Raw genomic sequence first — 25,984 nt, forward strand, 5'->3', positions numbered from 1 at the left:
TTTCAGTCGATCCCCCTGAAGATTTTTTTGGGGTCAGAATGCGAGGACATAGGCTGATCACATTCAGCGCATGTTGAAGAATGTTGAGATTGAGGGCGTCACGGTTTGACGGTTCAGGGCAGGCAGATGAATTTTTGGACACCGTAAAGGCGAGAGGTCTACCACTTTTATTAGTCGGTCCCGTGAAGGTTTTTCCAACGTCACAACACGGGGAAGGTTTTTTACCAGTCACATAGGAGCTAACACCAGGTAGCCAAATCGATACTTGAGCAAAAATCAATTTTAAGAGTCGTGGAGAGCGATTTGAAAATTTCAGGTAGGGTGCTAGGAAAAACTCTAATTTGAACGCTGGTGGTATCTTATTTTGAAGATTTGACGCTATTGAATCTCCTTAATAGGCTTGGGGCTTGACCAAACTTGACCTAGATGGCTCTTCAGACCTGAGAAAACCTGAAATGGCTCAGATTGCCAGTACCTCACAAAACTTCACATCACCAGGCCTTTGGGGCCTGACAAAACCTGTCATTGACGTTGGCTCTGGACCTTAACAAAACTTAACATCGCAATCGATAAGAGCTTAGAAAACTCAACATTGGCAGTCTTAAAAACTTCAGTTTCGAATTATCAGACCAGTACGCGCCCGCGCGAGGCAAATCCAACTGTACGGATATCGGTACGGTTGGCCTCGCCTGGCAGGGAGCGCGATACCGCGCAGGAGGCGATTATCGGGCTTGCTTGGGTACCTCCCCAAAATTGAGGAGGGGTCGACGCGTACAAGCGCGAACTCTTTGCAAGGTTGAGGTCACGTCGGCAGGTCTTAAACAAACGGCCAGTTTCAGCCATTTTTTGGATAGCAAAGTCCAAAAGTTCAGACAATTGTCGTTTGGAATGCGCTGTCAAATGTAGACATTAGAGAAATTCGAGGAACCCGATCACTCGTCCAGTTCGTCTTTGCCGAGCAGAAAATTCTTCACTTCCTCGACATTCAGAAAGCTGCAACCGGCGCGCTTGTGAATGCGGATATGTCCCTTTTGAGCCCACCGATAAATCGTTGCCGTAGAAACTCCAAACGTTCTTTGGCTTGGACCGGGCGACATGTGATCGGTTGTAGGTTGTGCGGTGCCTTGTTCATGCTCTTCCTATGTTGCTGCGGTGGTAAACTCGCGAGGCGTTGATATCGCATGAATACGAGGGTTTGGTGGCTCAAATCGAGAAATCGACGCGGAGCTTCGTGAGATTGCGGAGAACCTGCACCGGTCTGAGCTAACGCAGCTTGAGCGGTCGGAACAGATTGCCAAGTGGGTGGAGCTGGTCGAGGCAAAACAGGTTTCTGGACAAGTTGACCAAAAACCTAAAGGCGGGAGGCCAGAAGGCGGAATTAGAGCACCCGCGCGCGAACTTGGAACGATCTCTAGGGTGCGCCGTTTACGACTCAAGTAGTAACGGGACAATGGAGAAGGCGAGAGGAATTAACTGTTGCACTTTTGCATCAAATTTTAACTGATCAACAGCAATCGGCCCGGAAAGCTTTGCGGATCTTTAATTTGCGAAACTGTGTGACAGTAACCACTTGTTAACTGCCTCTATCCGATCATATGATTGCCTAATGTATATCATATGAGAGACTGTTTCGGGCTCGGGGGCTCGTATCGGTGAGGTACGGGAAGAAGCATGAACCACAACATCATGATGCCATTGGACGCCAAGATAACACCTATTGATGCTGGAGACGCTGGCCGTATTCAAGTAGTACTCAAGGCTGTCGTTGAGGCTTTTGGTTACTGGGGGTTGACTAACGAAGAATCTGCCGCTTTGTTCGATGTATCGGTTGCAACGTGGAACCGGATAAAGTCAGGCGAATACAAAGGTCAACTTGATCGTGACAAAGTGACTCGGGCGAGCCTCATCATTGGCCTCTTCAAAGGACTTAGGTTGCTGTTTAATGGCCCTTTGACCTATGGGTGGCCAAAGACCGAAAACCAAGGCTACGGTTTTCTCGGAAAGTCGCCGGTCCAAGTCATGATAGAGGGCGGAATACCCGCCATGATGCGTGTTCGTCAGCATATCGACGCGCTCAGGGGTGGCCTTTGACTAATGCAGAAGAGCTTGTACGCCGAGATTTGACCGAACCAAACACCATTCGCTTGGTGTCTACGGCCTACATTGACGAACCGGCGATGACTCCGCTGGCGAAGAATGATCAAGAATTGGACATATTAGCCGAGGTGGAGGGTCTCACTTCACCTCGGCGTACAGGTCGAATGCCAATTCCTGGAGGCCTCGACCCGGCAGAGCTCTTAAATTCGTCTGCAGGATACGGGTGGACATATGTCAACGCAGCATTTTGCTACACACGTGAAGAAGGTAGCAGATTTAACAGTGCTGAACGCGGTGCTTGGTACGCCGCGTATGGCAATTCAGCCGTTGATACAGCCCTTGAGGAAGTTAGATACCATCTAACTCGAGAACTGATTGCGACTAATACGTTTGATAACGTAACCACTTATCAAGAACTCGTTGCTGGATTTACCGCCAATTTTCACGACCTTTCGGACTTGCCAGATGCTGACGAACTCTCTCCGGAGATCGAAAAAGGCTATCCGGCAGGCCAGAGACTAGCTCGCCAAATCTTTTTACTTGAAGGCAATGGCTTGTTGTACCCTTCGGTGCGACGACCAGGCGGCAAGTGCTTGGCAGCATTTCGGCCGCACATGGTTCAAAACGTACGCCCGGCAGACAAGTGGAAGCTAGAGTGGTCCGGCACTCCAAATCCTGCTGTGACAAAAGTGACCAACTGCGACTAAACGAAAGCGAATTCAGGTCGCACACTAATCGACTTTTGAAAAGTCGGTTGCTTAGCCTCCATTCAATGGCAATGGTAAGGCTTACTGCCCGCATGGCAGCACTGCCCTCTTGGGCTGTCCTTTCGACACCCACCACTATGCGCGTAAACCGGCAGAACACTGCTGGCGATCACGGCAACCGCAATCAGTACTGACGCCATCTTTTTCATATTAGCCTCCCAAAGCTCGCCAGAGGTTGCGTGCAAATTGCAAAACGCGCAACTTGAATTTGATTTCAGATGCTAGGAGCAATCGCCTGAAACTCTGATACCACTCATCTGCAAACGCATGCGACCGGCGCAGGATTAGCGCTGGTGTTGGTACTGATTTCTGTTTTAATGCGCTAGCGGCAAGGGCGGGACAACGAGCCGAAAGGAAGTCCCATGGTTAAGCTTGTCGTTGAAAATGATCCCAAACAAATTGCACGTCGTCAGGTGCTCGACCACTTGGAACGAGAACTTAGGGTGCTGTTCGCAAACCTGCTCAGAGTCAGCAGAGGTGCGGGAAAAGCCTACGAAGTTGGAGCCAATTGCGCCGCCGTCGTCAGTGCGTACCAACAATATCGCGAGGTTGAGGGCTGTTACCCAGCATCTCACGAAGTGTCCGGGGCATTGGATTTCAGGAAGGATATGGATCAACCGTTCGATGAGATGCGGTTTGGGATTGAGCGTATCGTTGCCGGGTCTTTCCAATTGGTCGCGTCAGAATTTCTTCGTCAACGCACCCAAGCATCAGCGGGCGAGACACAATTATTCGAGGGAATTCGCACTGTTGAGGCAATTCAAGAACGAAATAGGCTAGAGTTTCAAGAACATATAAAGGCGCGGAAACTTCCGAGAAAAACGATCAAGCGGAAGCCGCGCAAACATAAACCCGAACCGGAGTTATGAATGTCAGATGGCTGGCGGAAATAACGCGCGGCTATTCCGAAACGGGCTCTAAAAGGTTCGGGTCGTTGCCGGTCCTGGATGAATTGACCTCTCGCCCCACTCTGTAGAATTCGAACTCGGCTCCCTTGTTCTGAGCAAGCAGCCCCTTGGCATCTTCAACTGCTGTGGTCGGGTCTAACCACTGTTCGTATACGGACTGCTCGAGCACGACAGGCATCCGATTGTGGACCTGGTCGATGGGTGACACTGCCGCTGTCGTCAGGATCGTGCAGGACGTGACATCTAGTGTCGTGTTGTGCGCCCAAAGCCCGGCGAATGAAAACGGCTCTGTGTCAGGCAGATGGATGAACCACGGGTCTTTGCCGCCGTCTTCGCCTTTGGTCCACTCATACCAGCCATCAGCAGGGATCAGGCAGCGGTGAGCTTTGTAGGCGTCCCTGAAGGCTGGCTTCTTTTCCGCGTCCTCGGAGCGTGCATTGAACATTGGGTATTTGGACTGCAGTTCCTTCGCCCAGTGCGGGACGAGCCACCAGCGCCCATCTGAGACACTCTGATTGCCTTCTTTATCGAGATGGATGAACGGTACATCCTGCGTCGGGGCGATGTTGTAGCGCGCTTCGGTGTTCCGGCTATACCACTCGTCGTTTAAACGGTAGAGTCTGACTAATTCTCGCCAGGGATGTGCTTGAGTGAACCGACCACACATAAAGTCTATGAGCCCCCCCAGTGACTACTGATAAGTTGCTTGAATGGTGGAATCTTCGGCGTCAGCTGCAATATTAGACACCACTTTTCCCTTTTCGTCGTAGCTCTGTAGATAGAACTAGTTCTTTGAAGGGCAATATTAAATACTCCCTCCGGATAAAATTGAATCGAACAATAAAACCAGCCCAACAGAGACATGAGCAACTCGCGCCCCAAGCATCACCATTATGTGCCTCAAATGCTTCTTCGCCGTTTTACCGACGAGGACGGAAAGTTGCATGTATTCGACAAGCGTCGTGCTGAGAACGGGGTATTTTGTACAAATACCAAAAATGTATTTCAGGAACGTGATCTGAATACGTTAGAAAATCGAGACGGCTCGAAAGATTACACGCTGGAACAAGACTACAGCGAGCTCGAAAGCTTAGTAACACCGATTGTCGATAAACTGATCGATTTTGCCCTCGGTAATGGAACGCTGAGGCTATCATCAGATGAAAGAGCGACATGGGATGAGTTTTTTAGTCGGCAATATTCGCGTGCGCCAGACGCGTACAATCGATTGGGCGTAATTGACGACTTTGATCGTCAATGGGGAGACGCAATTGAGGAATTCGAGCAAGAGTTTGCTCCTCTAAGGCCCGAAATCAAAGCTCGACTGCGAGATCCGAGCCAATTGGAGCGCCGCTTGCAACATGTAAAAGTGAAGGCTCGGTCGACTTCCTTGACAGGCGTTCTTGAGGTTTTAGGCAAAAAAGGGCTTATGGTTGGCGTCATTCGTGATGCGAGAAAGAGCTTTGTTATGGGTGACCATCCCCAAATCCGCATGGGTCAAACGGGTCACCTAGTAGCGCCTTCTACAGAGTTATGGATGCCAATCTCCCATAACGTTGCCGTGACCCCATGGGGCGACGCGGGCTTTTTAGCCAAGACACCAGTCAAACAATCAGATGTACGAAAATTGAACGAGCAAATTTTCCGGAACAGCAATCTTATCGCGTCTCGCTCTCCAACGTTGATACGCTCGATAGCTAAGCTGCGCAGTAACTCTTAAATCCGTTAAGGGCACCAATTTGCCTTGTACTGAGGCGTCCACATTCTTGCTAACCCTTCATCGATCAGCACGGCTCCGACGCTGCGCCCATCAGGCAAGGTCACCCACACCAACGGCCGGTTGTACCAGTCCACTTTGCCGGAGTCGCGAACCTGGACGCCTGGCGTTTCCAATAGCTCCTGCATCCGCGCCTTTGCTGCTCTGGCCAGTTCAAGCTCCTGCTGACACTTTGGCCGGCGCAGTTCTGGCGTGTCATAGCCGGACACAAACGGCGTGCCGTCTCCCATGTCGCGCATGTTCACGCCATCGCATTTGATGGTGTCGCCGTCGACCGCTGTCAGTGAATTGCATGTGATAACTTTGGAACCGTTGGTAGGTGCTTCCGGACGCCACTGCATCAACTCGTGCAGCATGCCATCAATGGGCAGGTCTTCACTTGTGCCGACAAATACAGAGAGGGCCACGATACACAGAAACCAAAGCAGGTATGTTCGCTTCCGTCGTCGCGGCGTAAGTTTTACAACGTTGCCCCGTCTGCGCTTTAGCAATTCGTGTCCCTAATATCATTTCTTACAGCGGCCATGTTCACATCACGGCAGCAGTTGGAGCCTCCGTCGATGGCGAAGAGGCTGGCACAGACCATAACGGCGGCAGCTATTATTGGCTCGGACAAGACTGATAGGTCATTCCCCCATCCTTGCGGATCATATCGATTATTGCTGTTTCTCCATTTCCAACGAAGCTCAAGACAATGCGGTCTTTCCAAGTCTCGCCTTCACCGGAACACGTCGCGTCATAGATAACGGCATTTGGTAGGTCTCGGATATTGACGGGATTAGTCAGAGTGCAGATCGACTCCCAGAAACGGAGTTCGTTACCAATGACTTCAAGCTTTCCGTCTGAATCTTCCCAGGCAATTCCGTTGCCGCATTCCCAACGATATCTCCCCTCAGGTGCAATTAAGCTCTGCGCAACTGTGGCTGTGCTGGCGCTCATAAACAGCAAGAGAGTGATCCAGTTAATCAACAATTTTCGCATCATCGCTTTGCCTCGAAATTGACTGACAATCGGAAACATTTCACGGTATCCATCACCACTCAAAAGTAGCGTAATGGTTACCCTTATGAAACAGCGGTTGTTGTTGGTTCTATGCATTATGTTGACGAGCTGCGATCAACAACCGCAGTGGCAGGGATGGGTTTACCCCAACCGCAACGATCTGACAGTTTCAACAAACCTGGGTCGTTTTTCGACGTTCGAAGAATGCCGAAGCGCTGCTATAAGCTCGCTTAAGCTGATGTCGAGTCCGACCCGAGGCGATTACGAGTGCGGCTACAAATGCGAATGGAAGGCCGACTGGGATATAAACGTCTGCGTGGAAACGCGAAAGTAGGCTGCTCGTCAATTCTCGGTGCTCAACTTTAGACCCGATGAGGGGCAAAGTAGCTTGAATGCTTCAACCGCGCACCGACCTCGTATTTGCTCGCTACCTTGAAACAGGCACGCAGACCTTACCGTCTTTAAACTCAGCGCCAGCGCTCTCAAGCGCAAGTTTAATGGCCTGTCTGGTCGCGCTTATCGGTTCCCGTACCTCGTTTTCAAAATCAATGATCGTTCGTTTTCCGACCCCTGAGCGCTCCGCTAGTTGGTCTCTTGACCAATCCAGACCGGCGCGAGCGGCTTTGCATTCTTTTCCAGATAGCATTTTATTTGCATACCTTGCACTATTAATGTTGACATGTAGCGTTGCACTTATTATGTATACCTTGCACAGCAAGGACACAAGCCGATGTTCGACAAATCCCGGATCATGAAAGAGGCCCATAAACGGACCCGTCAGGATATGGCGAACTTTCCGAAGCTCTATGCCGGGTATTCCTACGCAGCTGTATTCGCTCTGTGCCTTCGCGGCGCATGGCGTGATGCAAAGGCGGGCAAATTCGATGCAACGGCCAATCTGCGCCGGGAAGGGCTTCGGGGCGAAGTGCTCCGCCTTCAGATGAAAACCCGTCTGTTCGCTCCGGACTATGCCCGGTGGAGCGCTCTTTCCGCAGAACTGGCGGCAATGGGGGCCTGACATGGAGCCTGAAACACGCACCTACGCCTATGCGCTGGTCACCGATGGCAGGGAACAGGCGCAGGAACGCGCCGCCCTCATTCGACGAAATGTTGACTACCTGTTTCAGGATTGGATGGCGAAACCCAAAAAGCGCCGCCTCCAATTCGAGCGCATGAAACTCCACCTTCAGCCCGGTGACACGCTCATTGTCTGGAAGCTGGAACGGCTTGGCTTGGATGACGCGGAGATGCTGTCTTTTCTCGAATGGCTGCGGTCACAGCAGGTCACGCTTGAGTGCCTGTCACAGGCCGGGACGCTCACGGACTTCATTGTCAAACTCAGGCAATCGCTTTGCCTGTCAGATCCCTTGGCCGGGGATGACGGCCATGTACTGCGCCACCTGTGCGAATTGGAAACGCTGGCTGAGAAGCTCGCGAATGACCTTCAATGCCTCGACACCGATGCGGCAGCGACTGCGGACAGCGTAAAGGCGCTTGCCGGTGACGTTCGCAAACATCTCAGTTTCATCGCTCGGCAGATCCGCTTCGGAGAGTATTCGTCCGCACTGAGCCGCATCGATGAAATCGTCAGCGACTTTTGAGGGAACCGGCAATGACCAAGAAACGCCTTTCCAAACAGGCGACCGATCGCATTTGCGAGAGGGCCGAGCTTATCAACCAGGCGAATGAAAGACAGGTGGTTTTGTCCAGTGTCATCCTGTCATTGATCTACGGTTTCACACCGAACACGCCGGATGGCTGGGAGTTTTACAGGGAGCTCCGCGTGCTTGTGGAGCTGCTGAACGAAATCACCAACGAAGCGAAAGGAGAAATCGAAGTCTTGGACAAGGTACTTGAAGGCGACTTGTTCTGAATGCCGGGCAGGTTAGGCGGTGACGCGCCCAACCTACCCTAACCACGAAATCCAATCACGGGGAATTTGACATGGCTATTAATACGATACCGAGTGACCGCACAACGTTCAATCGTCGTGCATTTCTGACGGGCTCGGTTTCCGCTGCCGCTGCCGTGCCGGCGCTTACTCTTTCGTCATGCGCGGCTCCTGCAATCGCAGCAATCGGGCCGATCTATTCGGAATGGCTCGCCATAGAATTGGCGCAGCTTCCTTTGCTCCAGGAGTTCGACTTCGTCGAGATGTTCGAACTGATGCCGCACCGAGCAGAATACGACGCCCTAATGGAGCAGATCGATGAAACTCCAGCGAATACCTTTGAAGAAATAGCGGTCAAGGTTTTGCTCGGCACAATCGATGGCGGCGGTGCCTGGAGGGATGAAACACTCATTTCTGCACGCGAGGACGCGAAGCGACTTTTGGCAGCGCAAGGTCTTGTGCCGAAACCTCGGGAAATCACGGATGCTGAACTGGAGCCGCTCCGCGAAGGTCAGCGACGTGAAGATGAACGCATTGGAAGGCTGTCTGAGTTTCGCGCGCGCGTTGAAGAACATGGCCCTGAACGGATGTTGGAGCTCATGAAAGAGTTCGAGGCACTGCAACCGGCTTAAAATTCAGCCAATCTGATATCGAGCCAATATGCGCGCGACGGGTTAATACCTGCCGCGCGCTTTTCATTTACCCCTCAACCAGAGTTTAGCCTTCAAGTATTGTTGATGTTTTCTCATATTTATTGACGTGATATATTCACTTAATCAGATATTTATGGAAGTTCTTAAAGTGAGAAAAGCTAAATATACGGAGAAGCTTCCCGTTACGCTCACGACGGCGCAGCGTGATGCCCTCAAGAAAGCTGCCAAGGATCGGGATATCTCTTGTGCGAGGCTTGTCCGTGCTGCGATTTACAAATTCCTTAGCGAAGACGAGCAGCACGTGCCTCAGTAGTTCACTCAGGATGGGTGTCGGGCCAGCCTTCAGGTCCGCAATGAGCAATCTCGTGCCAAATAACAAAAGCTGGATTGGTCCCATATGCCGGTCTGTCGATAGCGACGATGGTGCACCGCATAGGATTGGGCCACCAGCGAGCGCACCCGCGAGGCTTATCTGTAGCTGGAGCCTGACCGATCCTCACGCACTCAGCATGGATTTCTTCAGGTGGTAGCGTCTTGACTGTTAGGATGCCCAGGAACTTGCCGACGTATCTCTCTGGCGGGTCCCATCGTGACGAGTTTATGCGCGGGTCAACGACAACCGAAGCGCCTTCTTCAGCGAAAGAGAACGCAGGAAGTAGAACGCAAATCATCGTTGCGGCCACAATCGTATTGCGGGCGCTGCATAGGAGCATATCCTTTGGCATGCAGCTAATATAAGCTGCTTACAGAGATTGTTTAGGTCGAGGCCAATTAAAAGAGTAAGGATTTCAATGGATTATTTGAATCAATGAGGGCGAAATTGATTCAGATTTTTGATGATTGAGCCGGGGCTGCACACCTCTGATCGTTAAAGGACTTATAGAGAATGCTAAAGCCACTGAGGCGGCTATCGGGATGATTAAGCTCCTTCACAATCAGTGTGTCAGAAACCGGCATAGTTGGCAGCGCGGGCCACACAACGAAAAGCAGTTTCAATTGTCATTTCGTGTTTAATCGCTCGCTGAGAATGTCGGTTATTTTTTCGTATTGGTCCTCAATAGCGGCGTTGCCTTTAGCATCCAACGCAATATACAGGTAGTCGAGTAACCGAGCATGAGTTTCAGCATATGCCAATGAAAGTGTAAATGGAAACGTCGTGGGTTCGAACCTGCCAACGTTGACGACAGATGTGTACCGAGTGTCGCCATTGTCAAACGTACCCATTTGATTGTGATATTCTAGGCCTCGTTCTTTTACAGTCATGTTGAATTTTTTTCGATTGCTTTCAGAGCGGAAGTAATACGCTGCGTAAAATCTCTTTTTCATGGCCGCAAATGCGAAAAGCACCTCTCCGTTTCTACGGACTTGAAGCACTCCAGTGTTATTCTTTTCGTCGACGGTCCAGCCTACTTTCGAAACCAATTGATGAATGAAGCCTATGGAAAAACGCGATACCGCCTGTGCTGAGGGATTGCCAAGTTTGTACCAGTTTTTTCCGTCTCTCGACGCTTCAATTGTAGGGAACCTTCTAAAACTATCTCCGCCGCAATGGATCGTTACCAGCATGGCGCCTAATTCGAAAAGTTGCTGCGTCACATGCAGCGGCGGGCGTTTTTTGGAAATCTCAATGTCATATATCTCTGTAATTCCAGGAGCAGCGTAGCAAGAGGCGGGGGCTTCCTGAGACATTCCCTCTTTGATTGAGGCGTCATCGAAACTCAACTTCTCTCTCAAAGTGGCTTCTGTATCGGAGAGTTCATATCCGATGCCCAGTCGAACGAAGATTTTTCCATCGACTGGTTCGCTGCCGAGAACAGGTGTTATCCAAAAAAAGAGCATGGACATAGTAAGCGTGACCAAAGCGTTCATACATCAATTCCCCAAAGTTATGCTCAAATAGTTTTAGTTAAATGCCCTGTAGATTGCAAAACACGAGTCTTGCGTAGCTTTCCTTTGATACGAGGCGTCTAATTGTTCATGGAAGCGGTAAGCAGTCGGTGCCACCAATCTAGAACATTCGAAGCAGCGGTCTTTTGTGTTTGTAAGAGACGTGATCGACGCGAAAGCAAGACGAGCTGCGGAGACTGGGGTAGGCCGCTCACGAAAGCGTGAAATCGAGAGACGGAACGTTCAAAAGTAGGCATAGAAGTAGGCAAAATCAAAAATATCCAATTAATATCATTTAATATCAGTTATTTATTGTCATAGTTCGATAGACTTCCTCTCCGCCACTTTCCTTCTTCCAACCTTCATAGTCCTATTTCGCTGCGCTGCAGGTAATCCAGTCTGTGTGCTGGTGTGACGCAAACATTGTTTTGCGAGAATGTGTTGTTGCGAGCGGAAACACAGCGGCAGCAACTTTGTGACCTTCCGGACGGATGCTGCCGGCGACGCAATTGATTCACGCCATTGCCCGAAATTTGAAGGCACCGGTTAGCGATGCGACAGTGCGTAGCTCTGTTCGTTCCCGCGGTTAGCCGCGAGTTTACCAAGGCGAAAATGCGGCTAATTTGTGAACAGTTTTCTTTTGATGTTGTCCTGAGGTTTCCGTAGTGTGAATTTGAGTTGGGGGATCGGTGTAAGCGATGGCCTGAGAACATGTTTTGTGTGGATCTGGAATGTCGCGTTTATCGGAATTTTTTCGACCGTTTTTGAAGCCTCTTTTCGGAATACTCATTCTTTCCGGCGCTGGCAGTGTTGATCGCGCAGCCGCTTTTTCAGACGAATTTCGGCAGTATCACCAGCAGCTTATCCAATCTGGCGATGTACGGGCGCTGGTCGATTTCGTATCCCAACTCGAAAACGGCAGGAGCGCCGGCGATCGCCTGATACTGGCGCAAGCCGAACAGAATGATGACTTGCTGACGCCCGCCGAAGATGCGGTTTCGGATGAGGCGATTCTGACGGACAGCAGTGACGACCTGCTGCCTTCCGATGACGGAAGCGATGATCTGCTGACCGCAGAGGAACCCGGTGCCGCCTCTGTTTCCGATGGTGACGATCTGCTGGCAGGTGATGATCCCAAGGCTGATGGAGATGATCTTCTGGCTGGCGATGACTTGCTTGCCGGGGATGATTTGCTTGAAGGTGATGATCTGCTTGCGGGCGACGGGGCCGATGTTTCCGGCGACGACCTTCTGGCCGGAGACGACGATCTTCTTTCCGATGATGACCTTCTGACAGTTGGCGATGATGACGACCTGCTGAGCGGCGGCGGAACCGGGCTGACTGAAACCGTTGAAGGCAAGAAAAAAGAAGAAACGATCCGGCGAACAGCCAATGCGGAGCATGAAAAGCTCTTCCTGGAAAGCAAATATCCCTCTGCAAACACCTGTGCGACCTGCCACCCTGGCCAGTATGAGCAATGGTCCGTGTCTCAGCATGCCTATGCGCAGCTGAGCCCGATCTACATGGCGATGCAGACCACCATCAACATGAAGACCAGCGCGACCAATGGCGACTTCTGCATTCGTTGTCACAACCCGGTCGGCATGAACATTGGCGAGTCGCTCTATGTCTCAAACCTGAAGCGCAATCCGACCTCACGGGAAGGCATCACCTGCGTTGCCTGCCACCGCGTCAGCCGAAACTACGGCAAGATCAGTGGCCGGTTCGCGCTGGAAGAGGGGGATGTATTCTCGCCGGTCTATGGCCCGAAGGGCGGCGAAGAGCTGAAGCGGGTTCTGAACACGCCCGAGGAATACCGGGTTTCCCAAAGCAAGGATGATCCGGGACGCAGCATCCATACCGAGGCGAAGCCTTTCTTCGCGCTCACCAAGCCAGGCTTTTGCGGCACCTGTCATGATGTGACGCTGTTCAACGGCTTCAAGCTGGAAGAGGCTTTTGCCGAATACAAGCGCTCGCCGGCCGCCAAGCGGGGCGAAACCTGCCAGGACTGCCATATGGGCAAGGTTCAGGGCGTTGCCTCCGGCTATGACTATGGCCCCGCCGCAATCGTCGGTGATGTCCCGACCCGTAACCGCAAACTGACCAACCACATGTTTGCAGGTCCTGATTACTCGATCATTCATCCGGGCATTTTCCCGCACAACGTCGAGGCGGCGGAGTTCAAGACGCTGGCTGAATGGCTGCAGTTCAATGTCGGCGCCGGTTGGGGAACCGACAAGTTCGAGGACAACGTCAAGGACGGCTACAAGTTTCCCGAAGCCTGGTCGTCCATCGATGATCGTTATGATGGCCGCGAGATCCTGGATACCCAGTTCGAGCGGCTGGAAAAGGCGCGTCAGGCACGGCTTCAGGTGCTGCGCAACGGCTTCAAGCTGAGTGACATCACCATTGTCGACAACACCAGCCGGGCTCTCAAGTTCTCCGTCGATGTCAGCAGCGGCACGGACGGACACGGTGTGCCGACCGGGTTTGACGCCGAACGGCTGATATTCCTTCAGGTGACGGTCAAGGACAGCAAGGGCAACACGGTTTATGTGTCCGGTGACCGGGACCCCAATGGCGACGTTCGCGATGCCCACTCGCTTTACGTTCACAATGGCGAGCTGAAGCTCGACAAGGACCTGTTCAGCCTGCAATCCAAGTTCGTGGTCCGGTTGCTGCGTGGCGGTGAACGCGAACAGGTACTGGCGGTGAACACTTCGACGGACGTTCTGCCGCTCGTTCGGCCGGAACGCCGGGCAACCACCATCTACGGCAGGCCGCGCGGGGCCAGGAAGCACAAGCAGAACCTGGAACCGGGGGCAAGCCGCACCGCGACCTATGCCGTTCCCGCCGAAAACCTGAAACCGGGTGAACGCTATTCCATCTCGGTGAAGCTGATTTCCCAGATGGTGCCGGTCAACCTGATCGCGGCCATTCAGGGAGCAGGCTTCGACTACGGCATGAGCCCGGCCGGTATCGCGCGCAAGGTGGTGCAGGGCAGCTCCGTGCTGTGGACGCGCAAGGCGAGTGTCGTGCTCAAATGAGGTATCAGGCAAGCAGAACTCGGGGACGGCGGTTCAGTGCGTGGGCAATCACGACGGTGGCTTCGGCTGCGCTTCTTCTGCAGGCCGGCGGGCAGGTATGGGCAGCGGGCAGTGCCTTGAGCGACGACCCCATTCCCATGGTCACGGAAGCGGAAGTCCGCAAGCATCAAGAAGAAAACAGCGGGCCTGCCCCCCTGATTGCCGGTGACCACCATTCAAGCGAATTGAGCACCGATGCAGTTCCGATCATAGCGGAAGATGAGGAGCCCGAACCGACGCCGCCGATCTTCCAGCGCGGCGAGAAATTCCTCGCCAGCGGAAATCTTGCGCCCGGTATCGAATTGCCGACCGGGGCAATCTGGCAACCGGCGCTTTGGGTGTTCGGCGACGCGCGCACCGCAATTGGCCACTATGCCAACGGCGTTGAAGATCCGCGCCAGTTCTGGGCGAGCCGCATCGACATCTTTGCCAATCTGAAACTGACACCCACCGAGCGGATCCTCATCGGGTTTTCGCCCTTGACGGAAAAACGCCGGAACACGGGCATTCTCTATACGGATGAAGGCGGCGTTGAATATGTCAACGGGCTCAATCCCTATGTGACGACACTGTTCTTCGAAGGTGAGTTCGGCGAGATTTTCCCGAACCTCGATCCGGACGACAACCGCAATTTCGACTTCGGATTTTCCATCGGCCGTCAGCCCCTGTTCTTTCAGGAAGGCATGATGATCAACGACAGTGTCGACGCGCTCGGCATTACGCGCGACACGATCGTCATTCCCGGCCTGACGCCGGATCTGAGGGCAACCGGCGTTTTCGGCTGGAACAATATCCGCCGCGGCGACAATGAACTCGACGACAGTGCCTTCCTTCTCGGCTTGTTCACCGAGGCCGATTTCCGCAAGAGCACGGCCAATCTGGATCTTGCCTATGTCATCAGCGATGAGGACGAGGGGGGAGACGGCTTCTATTTCGGGGCGTCCGCCGTACAGAGGTTCGGGCTTTACAATACGGCGTTCCGGATCAACACCTCGACCGCGATCGAAAAGCGAGGCCCAGCCGTCGACAACGGCGTGCTGATGTTTTCGGAAGTTTCGCGCACCGTGACGGCGTCCGAAAACGTTGTCTATGCCAACGCCTTCTGGGCTATCGGCAACTACACCTCCGCTGCCCGCGACAGCCTCACGGGTGGTCCTCTGGGTCAGGTTGGCATCCTGTTTGCCGCTCCGGCTGTTGGTCTGGGCGGGTCTGCACTTTCCAACCGGGCAGACAGCGTCTTCGGTGGATCTATCGGCCACCAGATGTTCTTCAACGAGGACAAGACACAGCTTGTTATGGAACTCGGTGGTCGCAAGGATACCGACGGCAGCGACGCCGGTGTGGTCGCATTCGGCGGCCAACTCTTGCATGCCCTCAACAACAGGAGCAGCATTCAGGTCGACGGGTTTGTTTCCGCCGGACAGGACCGGAAGGCGGGAACGGGACTGCGAATGGAACTGAGGACGAGGTTCTGATGAGAAACATCGGCTCATTTCTGGTCGGAAAGGCGGCCTGCCCATGATCCTGGCACTGCAAATCGGCGGTGGTACGATTGTTGCGCTCGCCCTGTTTCAGCTCTGCCTCGGGGTTTATTCATCTGTGGCGGCCGTCTTTCGCGAAAGACGTCTGGACGCCAGGCACCTGCAGCATTTCAACGATCTGGCACAGGCTGCCCTGCGCAATGCGGAAGTCGACAGGCTCAAGTCCGGAACGACCTGGGCCGGCAAACGCAAGTTCCGGATTGTCGAAAAGCGTGTCGAAAACAAATGCGGCGATATCTGCTCGTTCTATCTTCAGCCGCATGACGGAGGCGAGCTTCCACCGTTTCTGCCGGGCCAGTTCCTGACGTTCGAACTGCCGATTTCAGATCAGCCCGCACCAGTTATCCGGTGCTATTCCCTGTCCGACAGTCCCTCCCGTCTGGACCGGTACCGGGTCACGATCAAGAGACTGTCACCGCCGCCGGATGCCGGTGAAACCGTACCTGGCGGGCTATCCTCGACCTATTTCCATGCCAACCTCAAGGAAGGCGATGTCGTCGATGTGCAAGCGCCCAGGGGCGGTTTCGTATTGGACCTGCAATCGGAACGGCCGGTTGTCCTGATTGGTGGTGGTGTCGGCCTGACACCGGTGCTGTCCATGCTGAAAGCGCTTGACGATGCCGGCAGCCACCGCGAAGTGCATTTCTTCCACGCCGCGCGTAGCGGCGATGACATTGTGCTGTGCGACGAAATCCGGGAGATTGCCGAGCGGCGGAGCAACGTCCATTACCGCGTGCTCTACAGCGCACCGACTGATGCTTGCGTTGAGGGACGGGATTACGATTGCCCGGGCTTCCTGACAGTTGATGTGCTGAAGCGGTATCTGACGTCTTCCAACTACGAGTTCTATGTTTGCGGCCCTCCGCAGATGATGTCTTCGTTGACGGAGCAGCTGCGCGATTGGGGCGTACCGGACAGCGATATCCACTTCGAGGCATTCGGGCCTGCGTCCGTCAAAACCGTCAAGTCGCCGACAAGTTCACGGGAGGCGGCTGAAAGCGTGCAGGTGGAATTTTCGCGCTCCGGCAAGAAGGTTTCCTGGCACGAGCAGGACGGAACGCTGCTGGATCTGGCCGAACGCAACGGCATCCGGGTCGCTTCCGGCTGCCGGGCGGGCAACTGCGGAACCTGCGCAACAGCGCTCAAGGAAGGCGACGTGACCTATGTCACGCGGCCCGCCAGCAGCCCGGCGCAAGGGTCGGTGCTCATGTGTATCGCTTGCCCGGGAGGCAATGTCATTCTGGACGCCTGACGACGCGAGAGGGTGTTCAACATTTTTGGATCAAAGGATTGAGGGATTGGATATGGCTGGATTACTGAAGGGCTTGCGCCAGGCGGCGTCCTGCCTTGCCGTGTGCGCTGTCGGATATCTCGCGCTGGCCGGACTTGCCCCGGCTCAGGCTGACCCGAGCATGATTGTCGGACCGAACGAATGTGCGGAATGCCACAAGAAGGAAACCTCGATCTGGCAGAACACGCATCACTTCAGCACCTTCAGGGATCTGCCCAAGAGCGAGGATGCCGAAAAGATCGCCGCCAACATGGGCGTGAAGCGACTTAAGGCGGAAAGCCTCTGCACCAACTGTCACTTCACCATGCAGATGGTGGACGGCAAGGAAAAGGCGATTGCCGGCAATTCCTGCGAGTCCTGCCATGGTCCTGCCAAGGAATGGTACAAGGTGCATTCGGATTTCAGCGGCAAGAAGGAAGGTCAGGAAACCGAGGCGGAAATTGCCGCACGCTGGGAAAAGGCCGAGGCAGCCGGCATGATCCGGCCCAAGATGACCTACGCATTGGCGAAAAACTGTTTCAGCTGTCACCTGGTGCCGAACGAGGAACTGGTGAATGTCGGCGGTCACACGCCCGGCAGTGCCTTTGAACTGGTTAGCTGGAGCCAGGGCGAGGTGCGTCACAACACCTGGTACAACAAGGGCAAGTCCAACCCGGAAGCATCCATCGAACGCAAGCGGATGCTGTTCCTCGTCGGGCGTATCGTCGAGCTGGAAACGGCACTGATCGGCGTTAGCAAGGCGACCGAGAAGAAAGACTACGCCGTGAAGATGGCCAAACGGGCAAGCAATGCCACGAAGGTCATGGCAAGTCTTGCCAAGCTGTTGCCCGAGGCGCCCGAACTGGGTGAGATCCAGGATATCGCTAGCGGTGCCAAGCTCAAGCTGAACAACCAGGATGAGCTGACCGATGCCGCGGCAAAGATCTCCGTGCTCGGCCTCAAGTTTGCCGACACCTACGACGGGACGACGTTCGCCGCGGTCGACAAGTACATTCCGGGAGCCGACAAGTTCAAGGGACCCGTGACGCAGTAGGGAGCCGGACTGTTGGATCAGGAGCTTCGCGACGAGCGAAACCGGCGCTGGGACGAGCCATTCGGCAAGGAACCGTTGGACCGGGAGACGGTGGACCGTGTCCTGGCCCTGCCGGCGTTTGCCGACGTCAATCCGGCCGACTTTCCCTCGTGGCTGCCGGTTGCAAGCGTCATTGCGAATGATGGCCGGATCAGGACCTTTCAAAAGGGCGAAACTGTCCTGCGCAAGGGTGACTATGGAAGTTCGCTGTTCATCATTCTGTCCGGATCCGTGTTCGGCCTGACTGCGTCTGCGCCGACCGCCGGCTCGGGTCGCAAGCAACAGAAATCCTGGCGCAGGTCGCTTGCGCAACTGTTCGCGCGCAAGCGTCCGCCAGAGTACCGCCCTGCGCGGCGGCGGTCTCGCAGACCTTCGTCCGCGGCCGCTTCAATCAATGAAGTCACACGAGCAAATACGGTGGAAGCTGCCCTGCGTGTCGACGCGGACGAGCTGATTGCGAAGCACGAGACTTTCCTGCTGGAAGCCCCGCAGATGTTTGGCGAGCTGGCCGCCCTGACCCGAAGCCCGAGGCGCGCGACCATCTATGCCCTTGAGGACGACACTGTCCTGTTCGAGCTGCGCTGGCAGGGGCTGCGCGAAATTCGAGACTGGTCGGATGGCTTCCGCAAGCAGATCGACCAGCTTTACCATGAACGCGGTTTGCTGACCCGGTTGCAGGAATGCCCGGTCTTTGCCCATGTCGACAGCACAGCGCTGGCGGAAATCGCAGAAGAGGCCCTGTTCGAAACCTATGGCAATTTCAACTGGACCCATCGGTTCAAGACTGAAATTTCCAAGGAAGATGGGGCGCAGCACATCATCCAGCAGGAGCCGGTGATTTGTGAACAGGGCAGTCACGTCGACGGTTTGTTGCTGATCAACAGTGGCTTTGCCCGGGTCAGCGAACGGATCGATCACGGTGACAGGACCATTGGCCATCTGTCGAAAAACGACGTTTTCGGACTGGATGCGATTGCGGCGTTTGCGCGGGACAAGGTTTCTCCGGTTCTGGATACGAGCCTGCGCGCCATCGGCTATGTCGACGTCATCCGCATTCCGACGCATCTGGTCCAGAAACATGTATTGCCGGGGCTCGATCCTTCCTTCCTGCGGCAGGGCAGACCGGATGATCGTGACGGCACGCGCGGGGAACTGCGCCAGGGCATGATGGACTTCCTCGTCGATCACCGTTTCATCAACGGTGAGGAAGCCATGCTGATCAACCTGGAGCGCTGTGTCGGCTGTGACGATTGCGTGCGCGCCTGCGCGACCGCCCACGACAACAACCCCCGCTTCGTTCGGCAGGGGAGCCGGTTCGAGAACGCGATGATCGCGAGCGCCTGCATGCATTGCACCGATCCGGTTTGCCTGATCGGCTGTCCAACCGGCGCCATTCACAGGGCCGAGGACAGCGGGACTGTCGTCATTGACGACAACACCTGCATCGGCTGTGCGACCTGCGCCAATTCCTGTCCATACAGCAATATCCGGATGGTCGAGATCCGTGACGAGAACGGGCAGTTCGTGACGGATCGCGAAGGGCAGCCCATCAGCCGGGCAACCAAATGCGATCTGTGCGCCGATCAGCTGACGGGCCCAGCCTGTGTCCAGTCCTGTCCGCATGACGCGCTTGCGCGCGTCAACATGCGCGACACCGAAAGACTGCTGGAGTGGCTGAAATGAGCTGGCTCCTCAATCGCAACATCCTGTTGAAGCTTGGTGCGGCCGCTGTTTTGCTCGCGGTTTTCATGACCGTAAACCAGGCTTACCGGATCTCGTTGCGCGACAGCCAGTTCCTCAACGGTTGGGTTCTGGTGGCGGTCATGGCCGGCATGCTGCTGCTGACGTTTCGCAAGCAGTTGAGCACGTTGCCGCTCGGGCGCGTGCGCCATTGGTTGCAGGTGCATTATTACCTCGGGTTCCTGACCATCGGCGTCTTTCTGGTGCATACGCATCTGCGGTTTCCGAATGCGCCGCTGGAATGGCTCTTGTGGATCCTGTTCGTGCTGGTTTCGGCAAGTGGCTGTGTCGGCGGTTTTCTGGCCCGGATCGTTCCCGTGCGCCTGGAAGGCAGAGGTGACCGGGTCCTGTTCGAGCGCATTCCCGTGTTGCGCGCGCAAATCGCGGACGAGGCGGAAACTCTGGCGCTGGCGTCGTTGGAAGACGGCAGTTCCGTCAGCCTTGCCAATGTCTACCAGCGGGAGCTCGGCCGGTTCTTTGCGCGGCCGCGGTATGTATTCGCGCATCTGCGCCAGTCGAGTCTGCCGATTTCGCGGATCATGGGCGAGTTGCAATCGATCGAGCGGTATCTGGACGGCAAGGGCAAGGAGCGTCTGGAACGGATGCGCCAGCTGGTGCGCGCCAAGAACGACCTTGATTTCCAGTATGCCAACGGCGGATTGCTGAAACTCTGGCTGTTTGTGCATGTACCGCCAACTTATGCCCTGATCCTGGCAATCCTGGCGCATGTCGTTGTTGCCTATGCCTTTTCGAGCGGAATTGCCTGACCATGAGCCTGTTACGCAGAATTGGTGTTCAGGAACGCCGCTATGAACGGCCGCAGGACGACTGGCTCTGCGGACATCTTGCCGACGGGTGTCCGTGTCGTCTGGGACCGGACCGGAAAGGAAACTGCAGGGCGGGGCCTGCCTGCCAGCCTGTACAGGACGGCGACCGATGGATTTGCCGGCGCTCGAGCCAGGAAGGCGGGCCTTGCGAAGATGGTCCGCTGCCGGACGGAAGTTGCTGTCTGAACCAGGAACCCTGCGTGCCGAAGCCGAGCCTGCGCAAGCGCAGGCGGCGGGCAGCAGTCTGGCTCACGGCGCTGACTGCCGGGCTCGTGGCGATCATTCTCTCCGGCGGGGTGGCAAAGAACTATCTGATGCCGGGCCGGCTTGCAGCCCAGCACGCCAACCTGACAGATTGCCAGTCGTGCCACGCCGACGCACGTCCGCAAGGCCTTGGCTGGCTTCATGGCCTTGCCGCGACAGCTGCAGGACCGAAACAGACAGCGGCGCTTTGCACCACCTGTCACGACGTTGGTTCGCAGCCATTCACGGCACATACGACGCCGGTTGAACAGCTCCGGCAGATGACACTTGCCCGCACGGCGGAAGTCGGCACCGGGCGTGATCAGAGCTGGACAAACCGGATCAAGTTCTCATTGCCGATGGCAGGGCAGACGCAAGGTAGCGCAGATGCCGGGTCGCAGAACATCTATTGTGCCACCTGTCACCAGGAGCACCAGGGAAGCCTTGGCAAACTGACCGAAGTTTCCAATGACAGGTGCCAGACCTGCCATGTCGAGAAGTTCGGGCGTTTCGAGGACAGTCATCCGCAATTCGCAGGCTATCCCTTTTACCAGCGCACCAGCATCATCTTTGATCACAAGTCGCATTTCGGAAAGCACTTCCCGGATACAGCCGAGAAGCCCGATGGTGCCGGCAAGGTTCCGGCCATGTGCGAGACCTGCCATGAGGCGGGGAACGACGGCCGCTATATGGCAGTTCGAGATTTCGAAGGCATGTGCGCGACCTGTCACAGTGGCGACATTCTCGGCCAGACCATCGTGAGCGGACCGAAGGGCACGAATTTCCTCTCTGTTCCGGGCCTGGACGTCGAAACGCTTGCGGAACGGGGGATCGACGTCGGGTCCTGGCCGGAAAGGTCCGAGGCAGGAATTACGCCCTTCATGCGGGCGCTTCTGGCGCTGGTGCTGGACGGCCGGGATATCGTGGGAGAAGTGTCGGACCTGGATCTTCTGGATCTGCGGGAGGCTGATGAGGACGCTTTGGCAAGGGTCCAAACGCTGGCCTGGGCGGTGAAGCAGTTGCTCGCGAATATCGAGCGTGATGGCCTTCCTGCCGCCATGGGCGCCGGGGCAGCGGACAGCGAAACCATGACGGACCATAGGCAAATGGCGCTGATGGTCGGTGTGATGCCACACGACGTGATCGCCGCCGCCAACCGGGAATGGTTGCCGGATCTCGCTGAGGACCTTGCCCGCCACGCCGACGGAACGCCAACCCGCGCGTTCGAGGAAGCCCGGCAGGAGGTTGAAGAGAACGAAGCGGTACAAACCGAAGAGGCCGCGCCGGACACCCTTTCCGGGGTGGACGACAGCGATATTCTGGCCGGGACAGACGATGCCGCCAGCGAAGGCCATGGTACGGATAGCCTCATCCTTGGCGGCGGAACGGATGATGGCGCAGAGCTGGCTTCCGAGGACCTGTTGCTGGCGCCTGCAGGAGCCGATGACGCATTGGCCGGCAAGGCAGATACCGACGATGATATTCTTGCAGACGAAGGCTCGTTGGTTGAAGACGATCTTGCCATAGCGGATGACGCAGGCGCCGACGTGTCGGACGGCTTGGATATCCTGGCGGAGGACGACGCTTCGAGCAGTTCCGAGGGGGACGCTCTCCTCGGCCAGCCTGCGGGCGGAGAGGAAATACTTGCCAGTGACGATATTCTTGCCGGTGAGGACATCCTTGCAGCAGACGAAGGCGGAACGGGCCTGTTGAGCGATGCGGCCGAACCTGTCGACACATCGACTTCAACTGACGACCCCTCTGCGCAACCCCGGGAGGAACCATTCGATCCGGAAAACTGGGCTCTTTACGGCGGCTGGTACCGGCAGGACCATACGATCCGGTATCGCCCGACGGGACATGAAGACCCCTTCCTGAAAACATGGCTCGATTATTCGAGCCATGCGGCAACGGATCAGGAAAAGGCCCTGCGGGATCCTGTATTTGCCTCGCTCAGTGACCCGGGCGCGGTGGGACGCTGTACCAAGTGCCACAGCGTCGACACAGCCGGCGTTGAAAAGGCCGTGCGCTGGCACCCCTTCGATCCCGCTCAGGTGACGACACGTTTCACGCGCTTTTCTCACGACCCGCACATCAGCGCGGTCGGAATGGAAGGATGCGTGACGTGCCACGCGCTCACCACGGGGGCGGACACCTATCTGAAGAGCTACGAGCAAGGTGACCCTGCCATCCACGCACCGAACTTCACCCCTATCGACAAGGCCACTTGTGCGACCTGCCACACGGAACGTGCGGCTGGAGAAGAATGCACGCTTTGCCACCAGTATCACACGGGCGGGTTCAGCCTGCCGCTGGTCAGAACCGAGGTGCCTAAGGAATAGCAGTTCGCAAGGCTGCCCCGCAGGCAATCGTCAAGTCGCAGGTGTCAGTCGAAAGCGATGGCGTATTTGCCGCGCCCCAGGCCGGCGTCGAGTGAGACGGACTTCAGGTAGTCTTCTTTGGCCTGGTCGCGTTGGCCCAGTCGCAGCCTCAGGTTCGCACGGCTGTAATAGGCCTTGGCAAATCCGTCGCTGTGGGCGATCGCAGAGTTGAAGTCGTCTTCCGCCTTGTTCAGATGACCGGCGGCAAGATGAGCCTTGCCGCGATTGTAAAGGGCAAGGGGGTGGTTGGCGACAAGCTTCAGGACCACGTCGTAATCGGCAATCGCCGCGGTATAATTTTCAAGTTGAGCCTGGGCGAAACCACGGTTGAAACGCGCAGCGGCGTAATTGGTATTGATCGCCAGGGCCTTGTCGTAGTCGGCTATCGCTTCCCGGTATTGGTCAAGCTTGCGCTTGGCGTATCCACGGTTGTTGTAGGCTGCGGCATATCCGGGCCGCATCTTCAGAGCGACATCATAATTGGCGATGGCGGCGCCATAATCACCCATCATGCGGTAGACCAGCCCTCTGTTGTTGTAGGCTTCCGGAAACTCGGGGCGAAGCCGGATGGCAACAGTGTAGCGAAGCAGCGCGGCTGAATAATCTTTCGACTTCGCCAGTGCCAGTCCCCGGTTGTAGTAGGTATTGGCAAGTCGGCGTTGCAATGGCGCTTCGATCAGGCGGAAGTCCTGACAAGCCGTCTGAAAATCCTGCGTCTGGTCCAGGGTAAAGTCGACGTTCGGCCCTTTGCCCTGTTTCCAGTCCGATGCCTTGTGCCCGGTGATCGAATAAACGTAATTGCGGGTTTCATCGGGAAGGCGCCCGCGCCCACGGCGCCAGTTGTCGACACGGTCTTCCCCGGCATTATAGGCCGCGGCCGCCAGCCCAAGGTTGCCGTAACCTTTAAAAAGATATCCCAGCAAGCGGGAAGAAGCTTCAATGGCTTCCACTGGCTCGAATGAGTTTTCAAGGCCCCAGTTGGCGGCCGTGTAAGGCATGAACTGCGCAATGCCTTCCGCACCGGCCGGGCTGATCGCATTGGGGTCGAAACGGCTTTCCTTCCAGATCAACTTGGCGAAGAAACCCGGTGGCAGGCCCTGTTTGTTCGCCGCCGCCTCGATAGTGCTGCACATCTGCTGCAGGAAGGCAGCCTCGTCCCGGACCGTGTAAAACGGTCCATGTTCCTTGCGCACTGTCTCGGCTGCCGCCCGGGCGGCAAGAACAGGTGCCATGATGACCGTTTCCGCAGCCTCCGCTGCGTAGGAAGACCCGAAACCGGAAAGGCATGCTGTGCCGGCAATCGCAAGGAGGAGAAACTGTCGAAGTGCCTTGGTCAACGCAGGTCCGTCAATCGGGTGAAAGGCGCACGTCATGTGCGGCGGCAATCATAGCTTCCCCGGCAGGCCAGCTCAATGTCTGCACTGAAGGCTGCAAACATGTCGAAAACCTGTGTCAGGCAGGGGCTGACAACAGGTTCTGCGCAAGTGCCGGAAGGTCCTTGAAGCTCGAAAAGGACACAGCATGCGGAATCTCGGAAATGGGACGTTTACGGTAGCCTTCGGTGAACAGGGCAAAGGGCATGCCCGCATTGACAGCCGTTTCGGCATCGACCTCGCTGTCGCCGACATAAACGACCGGACCGCCGCCGAGGGACGATTGCAGGTAATGCAGCCCGGCCGGGTCCGGTTTGCGCTCCGTCAGGCTGTCTCCGCCAACCAGGCCCTGGAAATAACGCGACAAACCCAGGTCCTCGATAATCTTCTCGGCGGGCCGCTGCGGTTTGTTGGTGCAGATCGCCAAAGTGTGTCCGGACTGCAGCAAGTGGTTGAGCGTGGCTTCGACGTCAGGGTAGGGGGCCGTCAGATCGGTCGCATGTGCCTGGTAATCCTCCAGGAAGCTCGAAATGAGACGTGTGCGATCTCGCGTCTGCAGGCCGGTGGCATCGATGATACGGTCAACCAGCGTCGGAATACCGTTGCCGATGAAGGAGCGGATGGTTTCAAGCGGCAGCGCCGGCAGGCCTTCGCCTTCCAGAAGGCGGCATGCCGCTGCATGAAGATCCTGGGCGCTGTCGATCAGCGTGCCATCTAGGTCGAAAATCAGAATCGGATTCATGCAGCCTTCCATTTGATGGAGCATCCCATGGACGGGATCTGATCTTCCGGTCCCTTGCCCGTTTCTGCAACCTGTCGCATCGCTTCGAACAGATCACGCCGAAGGTCTGCTGGTCCCGTCTCCCTGCGGGAGGCATCAAGTCGCCCACGGTACTGAAGTTCCAGCGCTGAATTGAAGCCGAAGAAATCCGGTGTGCAGGCTGCATCATAGGCGCGGGCGACAGACTGGTCTTCGTCAAAGAGGTATGGGAAAGGGAAGTTTTCCCGCCGTGCAAGTTCTGTCATTTTCTCAAAACTGTCTTCGGGATAGCTCTCGACGTCATTGGCACTGATTGCAGCAACACCGATGCCAATCGCCTGCAGGTCACGGGCATCGCGCAGGATCCTGTCACGGACGGCAACCACATAGGGACAATGGTTGCAGATGAACATGATCAGCGTGCCCTTGGGGCCGGCAATGTCTGAAAGCTTGTAGGACTTGCCGTCGGTCGCGGGCAATTCGAAATCGGGTGCTTTCCAGCCAAAATCGCAAACAGGCGGAATGGCGGCCATCGTGTCGTCTCCCCTTGGAATGATGCGCTTTGTCAAAAGGATAGAGTAGGTCACCCCATGGAAGAAATGAAGTGACCGGACGGAGGAAATTCGCCAACGGCAAAGGCTGGAGGCCAGCATCCGGCAAGATGGCAAGCGGTGAAAGAGATAATCAA

24 protein-coding genes are annotated in these 25,984 nt (G+C 55.7%); 15 read left to right on the forward strand and 9 right to left on the reverse strand.

The features are described from left to right. Nucleotides 1–1,671 precede the first annotated feature (1,671 nt). The 3 genes from Q666_RS66855 to Q666_RS58690 all read left to right on the forward strand — a co-directional run bounded on the left by Q666_RS66855 (nt 1,672) and on the right by Q666_RS58690 (nt 3,733). The gene (locus Q666_RS66855) at nt 1,672–2,091 is read left to right on the forward strand and encodes an antitoxin Xre-like helix-turn-helix domain-containing protein (RefSeq protein ID WP_022997741.1); all 420 of its coding nucleotides are present in this window, start codon (nt 1,672–1,674) and stop codon (nt 2,089–2,091) included. Then, complete coding sequence (locus tag Q666_RS65745) at nt 2,088–2,804, forward strand: RES family NAD+ phosphorylase (RefSeq protein WP_152533443.1); 717 nt, start codon at nt 2,088–2,090, stop codon at nt 2,802–2,804. Before Q666_RS66855 ends, Q666_RS65745 begins: the two co-directional genes overlap by 4 nt. A 422-nt stretch (nt 2,805–3,226) precedes the next feature. Continuing rightward, nucleotides 3,227–3,733: a hypothetical protein gene (locus tag Q666_RS58690; RefSeq protein ID WP_023014606.1), complete on the forward strand. Its 507-nt coding sequence runs from the start codon at nt 3,227–3,229 to the stop codon at nt 3,731–3,733. Between the two features lie 31 nt (nt 3,734–3,764). Here Q666_RS58690 and Q666_RS58695 read toward each other — a convergent pair whose 3' ends face one another. Further along, nucleotides 3,765–4,439, reverse strand: coding sequence for an SOS response-associated peptidase (locus Q666_RS58695; protein ID WP_022997737.1), 675 nt, complete (start codon nt 4,437–4,439; stop codon nt 3,765–3,767). A gap of 195 nt (nt 4,440–4,634) precedes the next feature. Between Q666_RS58695 and Q666_RS58700 the strand changes: the two genes are divergently transcribed. Next, complete coding sequence (locus Q666_RS58700; RefSeq protein ID WP_022997736.1) at nt 4,635–5,492, forward strand: DUF4238 domain-containing protein; 858 nt, start codon at nt 4,635–4,637, stop codon at nt 5,490–5,492. Nucleotides 5,493–5,497: 5 nt separating this feature from the next. Here the strand turns inward: Q666_RS58700 and Q666_RS58705 are convergent, their stop codons facing one another. The 3 genes from Q666_RS58705 to Q666_RS66975 all read right to left on the reverse strand — a co-directional run bounded on the left by Q666_RS58705 (nt 5,498) and on the right by Q666_RS66975 (nt 7,317). Further along, nucleotides 5,498–5,956, reverse strand: coding sequence for a thermonuclease family protein (locus tag Q666_RS58705; RefSeq protein WP_022997735.1), 459 nt, complete (start codon nt 5,954–5,956; stop codon nt 5,498–5,500). Between the two features lie 193 nt (nt 5,957–6,149). Then, the gene (locus Q666_RS58710) at nt 6,150–6,569 is read right to left on the reverse strand and encodes a hypothetical protein (protein WP_022997734.1); all 420 of its coding nucleotides are present in this window, start codon (nt 6,567–6,569) and stop codon (nt 6,150–6,152) included. A gap of 409 nt (nt 6,570–6,978) precedes the next feature. Continuing rightward, nucleotides 6,979–7,317 carry a helix-turn-helix transcriptional regulator gene (locus Q666_RS66975; protein WP_353608574.1) on the reverse strand — a complete coding sequence of 113 codons (339 nt, stop codon included), beginning with the start codon at nt 7,315–7,317 and terminating at the stop codon, nt 6,979–6,981. Here Q666_RS66975 and Q666_RS58720 point away from each other — a divergent pair. The 4 genes from Q666_RS58720 (at nt 7,282) to Q666_RS58735 (ending at nt 9,074) form a co-directional block, all read left to right on the forward strand. Further along, nucleotides 7,282–7,569, forward strand: a complete 288-nt coding sequence (locus tag Q666_RS58720) for a hypothetical protein (protein ID WP_022997732.1) — start codon at nt 7,282–7,284, stop codon at nt 7,567–7,569. The genes Q666_RS66975 and Q666_RS58720 overlap by 36 nt on opposite strands. Nucleotide 7,570: 1 nt before the next feature. Further along, nucleotides 7,571–8,152, forward strand: a complete 582-nt coding sequence (locus tag Q666_RS65210) for a recombinase family protein (protein WP_022997731.1) — start codon at nt 7,571–7,573, stop codon at nt 8,150–8,152. An 11-nt stretch (nt 8,153–8,163) separates the two neighbouring features. Further along, complete coding sequence (locus Q666_RS58730; protein WP_022997730.1) at nt 8,164–8,424, forward strand: hypothetical protein; 261 nt, start codon at nt 8,164–8,166, stop codon at nt 8,422–8,424. 71 nt (nt 8,425–8,495) lie between these two features. Beyond that, nucleotides 8,496–9,074: a hypothetical protein gene (locus Q666_RS58735; protein WP_022997729.1), complete on the forward strand. Its 579-nt coding sequence runs from the start codon at nt 8,496–8,498 to the stop codon at nt 9,072–9,074. Nucleotides 9,075–10,094: 1,020 nt separating this feature from the next. On the opposite strand, the gene Q666_RS58745 is transcribed toward Q666_RS58735, so the two are convergent. Both Q666_RS58745 and Q666_RS66860 read right to left on the reverse strand, forming a co-directional pair. Continuing rightward, the gene (locus Q666_RS58745) at nt 10,095–10,964 is read right to left on the reverse strand and encodes a hypothetical protein (protein WP_022997727.1); all 870 of its coding nucleotides are present in this window, start codon (nt 10,962–10,964) and stop codon (nt 10,095–10,097) included. A gap of 848 nt (nt 10,965–11,812) precedes the next feature. Next, nucleotides 11,813–12,385 carry a hypothetical protein gene (locus tag Q666_RS66860; RefSeq protein WP_286133728.1) on the reverse strand — a complete coding sequence of 191 codons (573 nt, stop codon included), beginning with the start codon at nt 12,383–12,385 and terminating at the stop codon, nt 11,813–11,815. Nucleotides 12,386–12,397: 12 nt separating this feature from the next. Here Q666_RS66860 and Q666_RS58750 point away from each other — a divergent pair, with 12 nt between their 5' ends. From Q666_RS58750 to Q666_RS58785, 7 genes are all read left to right on the forward strand, one after another. Beyond that, on the forward strand, nt 12,398–14,029 hold the full coding sequence (locus Q666_RS58750; RefSeq protein ID WP_286158865.1) for a multiheme c-type cytochrome: 1,632 nt from the start codon (nt 12,398–12,400) through the stop codon (nt 14,027–14,029). Between the two features lie 116 nt (nt 14,030–14,145). Beyond that, on the forward strand, nt 14,146–15,543 hold the full coding sequence (locus tag Q666_RS58755) for a hypothetical protein (protein WP_145903751.1): 1,398 nt from the start codon (nt 14,146–14,148) through the stop codon (nt 15,541–15,543). A gap of 43 nt (nt 15,544–15,586) precedes the next feature. Continuing rightward, nucleotides 15,587–16,861 (forward strand): 2Fe-2S iron-sulfur cluster-binding protein, encoded by a 1,275-nt coding sequence (locus Q666_RS58760; RefSeq protein ID WP_022997724.1) that lies wholly within the window; start codon nt 15,587–15,589, stop codon nt 16,859–16,861. Between the two features lie 52 nt (nt 16,862–16,913). Further along, nucleotides 16,914–17,933, forward strand: coding sequence for a cytochrome c family protein (locus Q666_RS58765; protein ID WP_022997723.1), 1,020 nt, complete (start codon nt 16,914–16,916; stop codon nt 17,931–17,933). A 12-nt stretch (nt 17,934–17,945) separates the two neighbouring features. Continuing rightward, nucleotides 17,946–19,655 carry a 4Fe-4S dicluster domain-containing protein gene (locus tag Q666_RS58770; protein WP_022997722.1) on the forward strand — a complete coding sequence of 570 codons (1,710 nt, stop codon included), beginning with the start codon at nt 17,946–17,948 and terminating at the stop codon, nt 19,653–19,655. Further along, nucleotides 19,652–20,479 carry a hypothetical protein gene (locus tag Q666_RS58775; protein ID WP_022997721.1) on the forward strand — a complete coding sequence of 276 codons (828 nt, stop codon included), beginning with the start codon at nt 19,652–19,654 and terminating at the stop codon, nt 20,477–20,479. Before Q666_RS58770 ends, Q666_RS58775 begins: the two co-directional genes overlap by 4 nt. Nucleotides 20,480–20,739: 260 nt before the next feature. Further along, nucleotides 20,740–23,124, forward strand: a complete 2,385-nt coding sequence (locus Q666_RS58785; RefSeq protein WP_022997719.1) for a hypothetical protein — start codon at nt 20,740–20,742, stop codon at nt 23,122–23,124. Between the two features lie 44 nt (nt 23,125–23,168). On the opposite strand, the gene Q666_RS65215 is transcribed toward Q666_RS58785, so the two are convergent. From Q666_RS65215 to Q666_RS58800, 3 genes are all read right to left on the reverse strand, one after another. Then, nucleotides 23,169–24,536, reverse strand: a complete 1,368-nt coding sequence (locus Q666_RS65215; RefSeq protein WP_152533444.1) for a tetratricopeptide repeat protein — start codon at nt 24,534–24,536, stop codon at nt 23,169–23,171. Between the two features lie 79 nt (nt 24,537–24,615). Beyond that, complete coding sequence (gene gph, locus Q666_RS58795) at nt 24,616–25,278, reverse strand: phosphoglycolate phosphatase (RefSeq protein WP_031268069.1); 663 nt, start codon at nt 25,276–25,278, stop codon at nt 24,616–24,618. Continuing rightward, nucleotides 25,275–25,829 (reverse strand): thioredoxin family protein, encoded by a 555-nt coding sequence (locus tag Q666_RS58800; RefSeq protein WP_022997716.1) that lies wholly within the window; start codon nt 25,827–25,829, stop codon nt 25,275–25,277. Before Q666_RS58800 ends, gph begins: the two co-directional genes overlap by 4 nt. Between the last annotated feature and the right edge of the window lie 155 nt (nt 25,830–25,984).

The sequence above is a fragment of the Labrenzia sp. C1B70 genome (assembly GCF_000475395.1).
GTDB lineage: Bacteria > Pseudomonadota > Alphaproteobacteria > Rhizobiales > Stappiaceae > Roseibium > Roseibium algicola.

Coding starts and splice junctions, on each gene's coding strand:
- gph (WP_031268069.1), bottom strand. CDS start 25,278: ATGAATCCGATTCTGATTTTCGACCTAGATGGCACGCTGATCGACAGC.
- Q666_RS58760 (WP_022997724.1), top strand. CDS start 15,587: ATGATCCTGGCACTGCAAATCGGCGGTGGTACGATTGTTGCGCTCGCC.
- Q666_RS58695 (WP_022997737.1), bottom strand. CDS start 4,439: ATGTGTGGTCGGTTCACTCAAGCACATCCCTGGCGAGAATTAGTCAGA.
- Q666_RS58720 (WP_022997732.1), top strand. CDS start 7,282: ATGTTCGACAAATCCCGGATCATGAAAGAGGCCCATAAACGGACCCGT.
- Q666_RS66975 (WP_353608574.1), bottom strand. CDS start 7,317: ATGGGCCTCTTTCATGATCCGGGATTTGTCGAACATCGGCTTGTGTCC.
- Q666_RS66860 (WP_286133728.1), bottom strand. CDS start 12,385: ATGCTCCGCATTGGCTGTTCGCCGGATCGTTTCTTCTTTTTTCTTGCC.
- Q666_RS58775 (WP_022997721.1), top strand. CDS start 19,652: ATGAGCTGGCTCCTCAATCGCAACATCCTGTTGAAGCTTGGTGCGGCC.
- Q666_RS58730 (WP_022997730.1), top strand. CDS start 8,164: ATGACCAAGAAACGCCTTTCCAAACAGGCGACCGATCGCATTTGCGAG.
- Q666_RS65215 (WP_152533444.1), bottom strand. CDS start 24,536: ATGACGTGCGCCTTTCACCCGATTGACGGACCTGCGTTGACCAAGGCA.
- Q666_RS58710 (WP_022997734.1), bottom strand. CDS start 6,569: ATGTTTCCGATTGTCAGTCAATTTCGAGGCAAAGCGATGATGCGAAAA.
- Q666_RS66855 (WP_022997741.1), top strand. CDS start 1,672: ATGAACCACAACATCATGATGCCATTGGACGCCAAGATAACACCTATT.
- Q666_RS58700 (WP_022997736.1), top strand. CDS start 4,635: ATGAGCAACTCGCGCCCCAAGCATCACCATTATGTGCCTCAAATGCTT.
- Q666_RS58735 (WP_022997729.1), top strand. CDS start 8,496: ATGGCTATTAATACGATACCGAGTGACCGCACAACGTTCAATCGTCGT.
- Q666_RS58765 (WP_022997723.1), top strand. CDS start 16,914: ATGGCTGGATTACTGAAGGGCTTGCGCCAGGCGGCGTCCTGCCTTGCC.
- Q666_RS58800 (WP_022997716.1), bottom strand. CDS start 25,829: ATGGCCGCCATTCCGCCTGTTTGCGATTTTGGCTGGAAAGCACCCGAT.
- Q666_RS58690 (WP_023014606.1), top strand. CDS start 3,227: ATGGTTAAGCTTGTCGTTGAAAATGATCCCAAACAAATTGCACGTCGT.
- Q666_RS65210 (WP_022997731.1), top strand. CDS start 7,571: ATGGAGCCTGAAACACGCACCTACGCCTATGCGCTGGTCACCGATGGC.
- Q666_RS58745 (WP_022997727.1), bottom strand. CDS start 10,964: ATGAACGCTTTGGTCACGCTTACTATGTCCATGCTCTTTTTTTGGATA.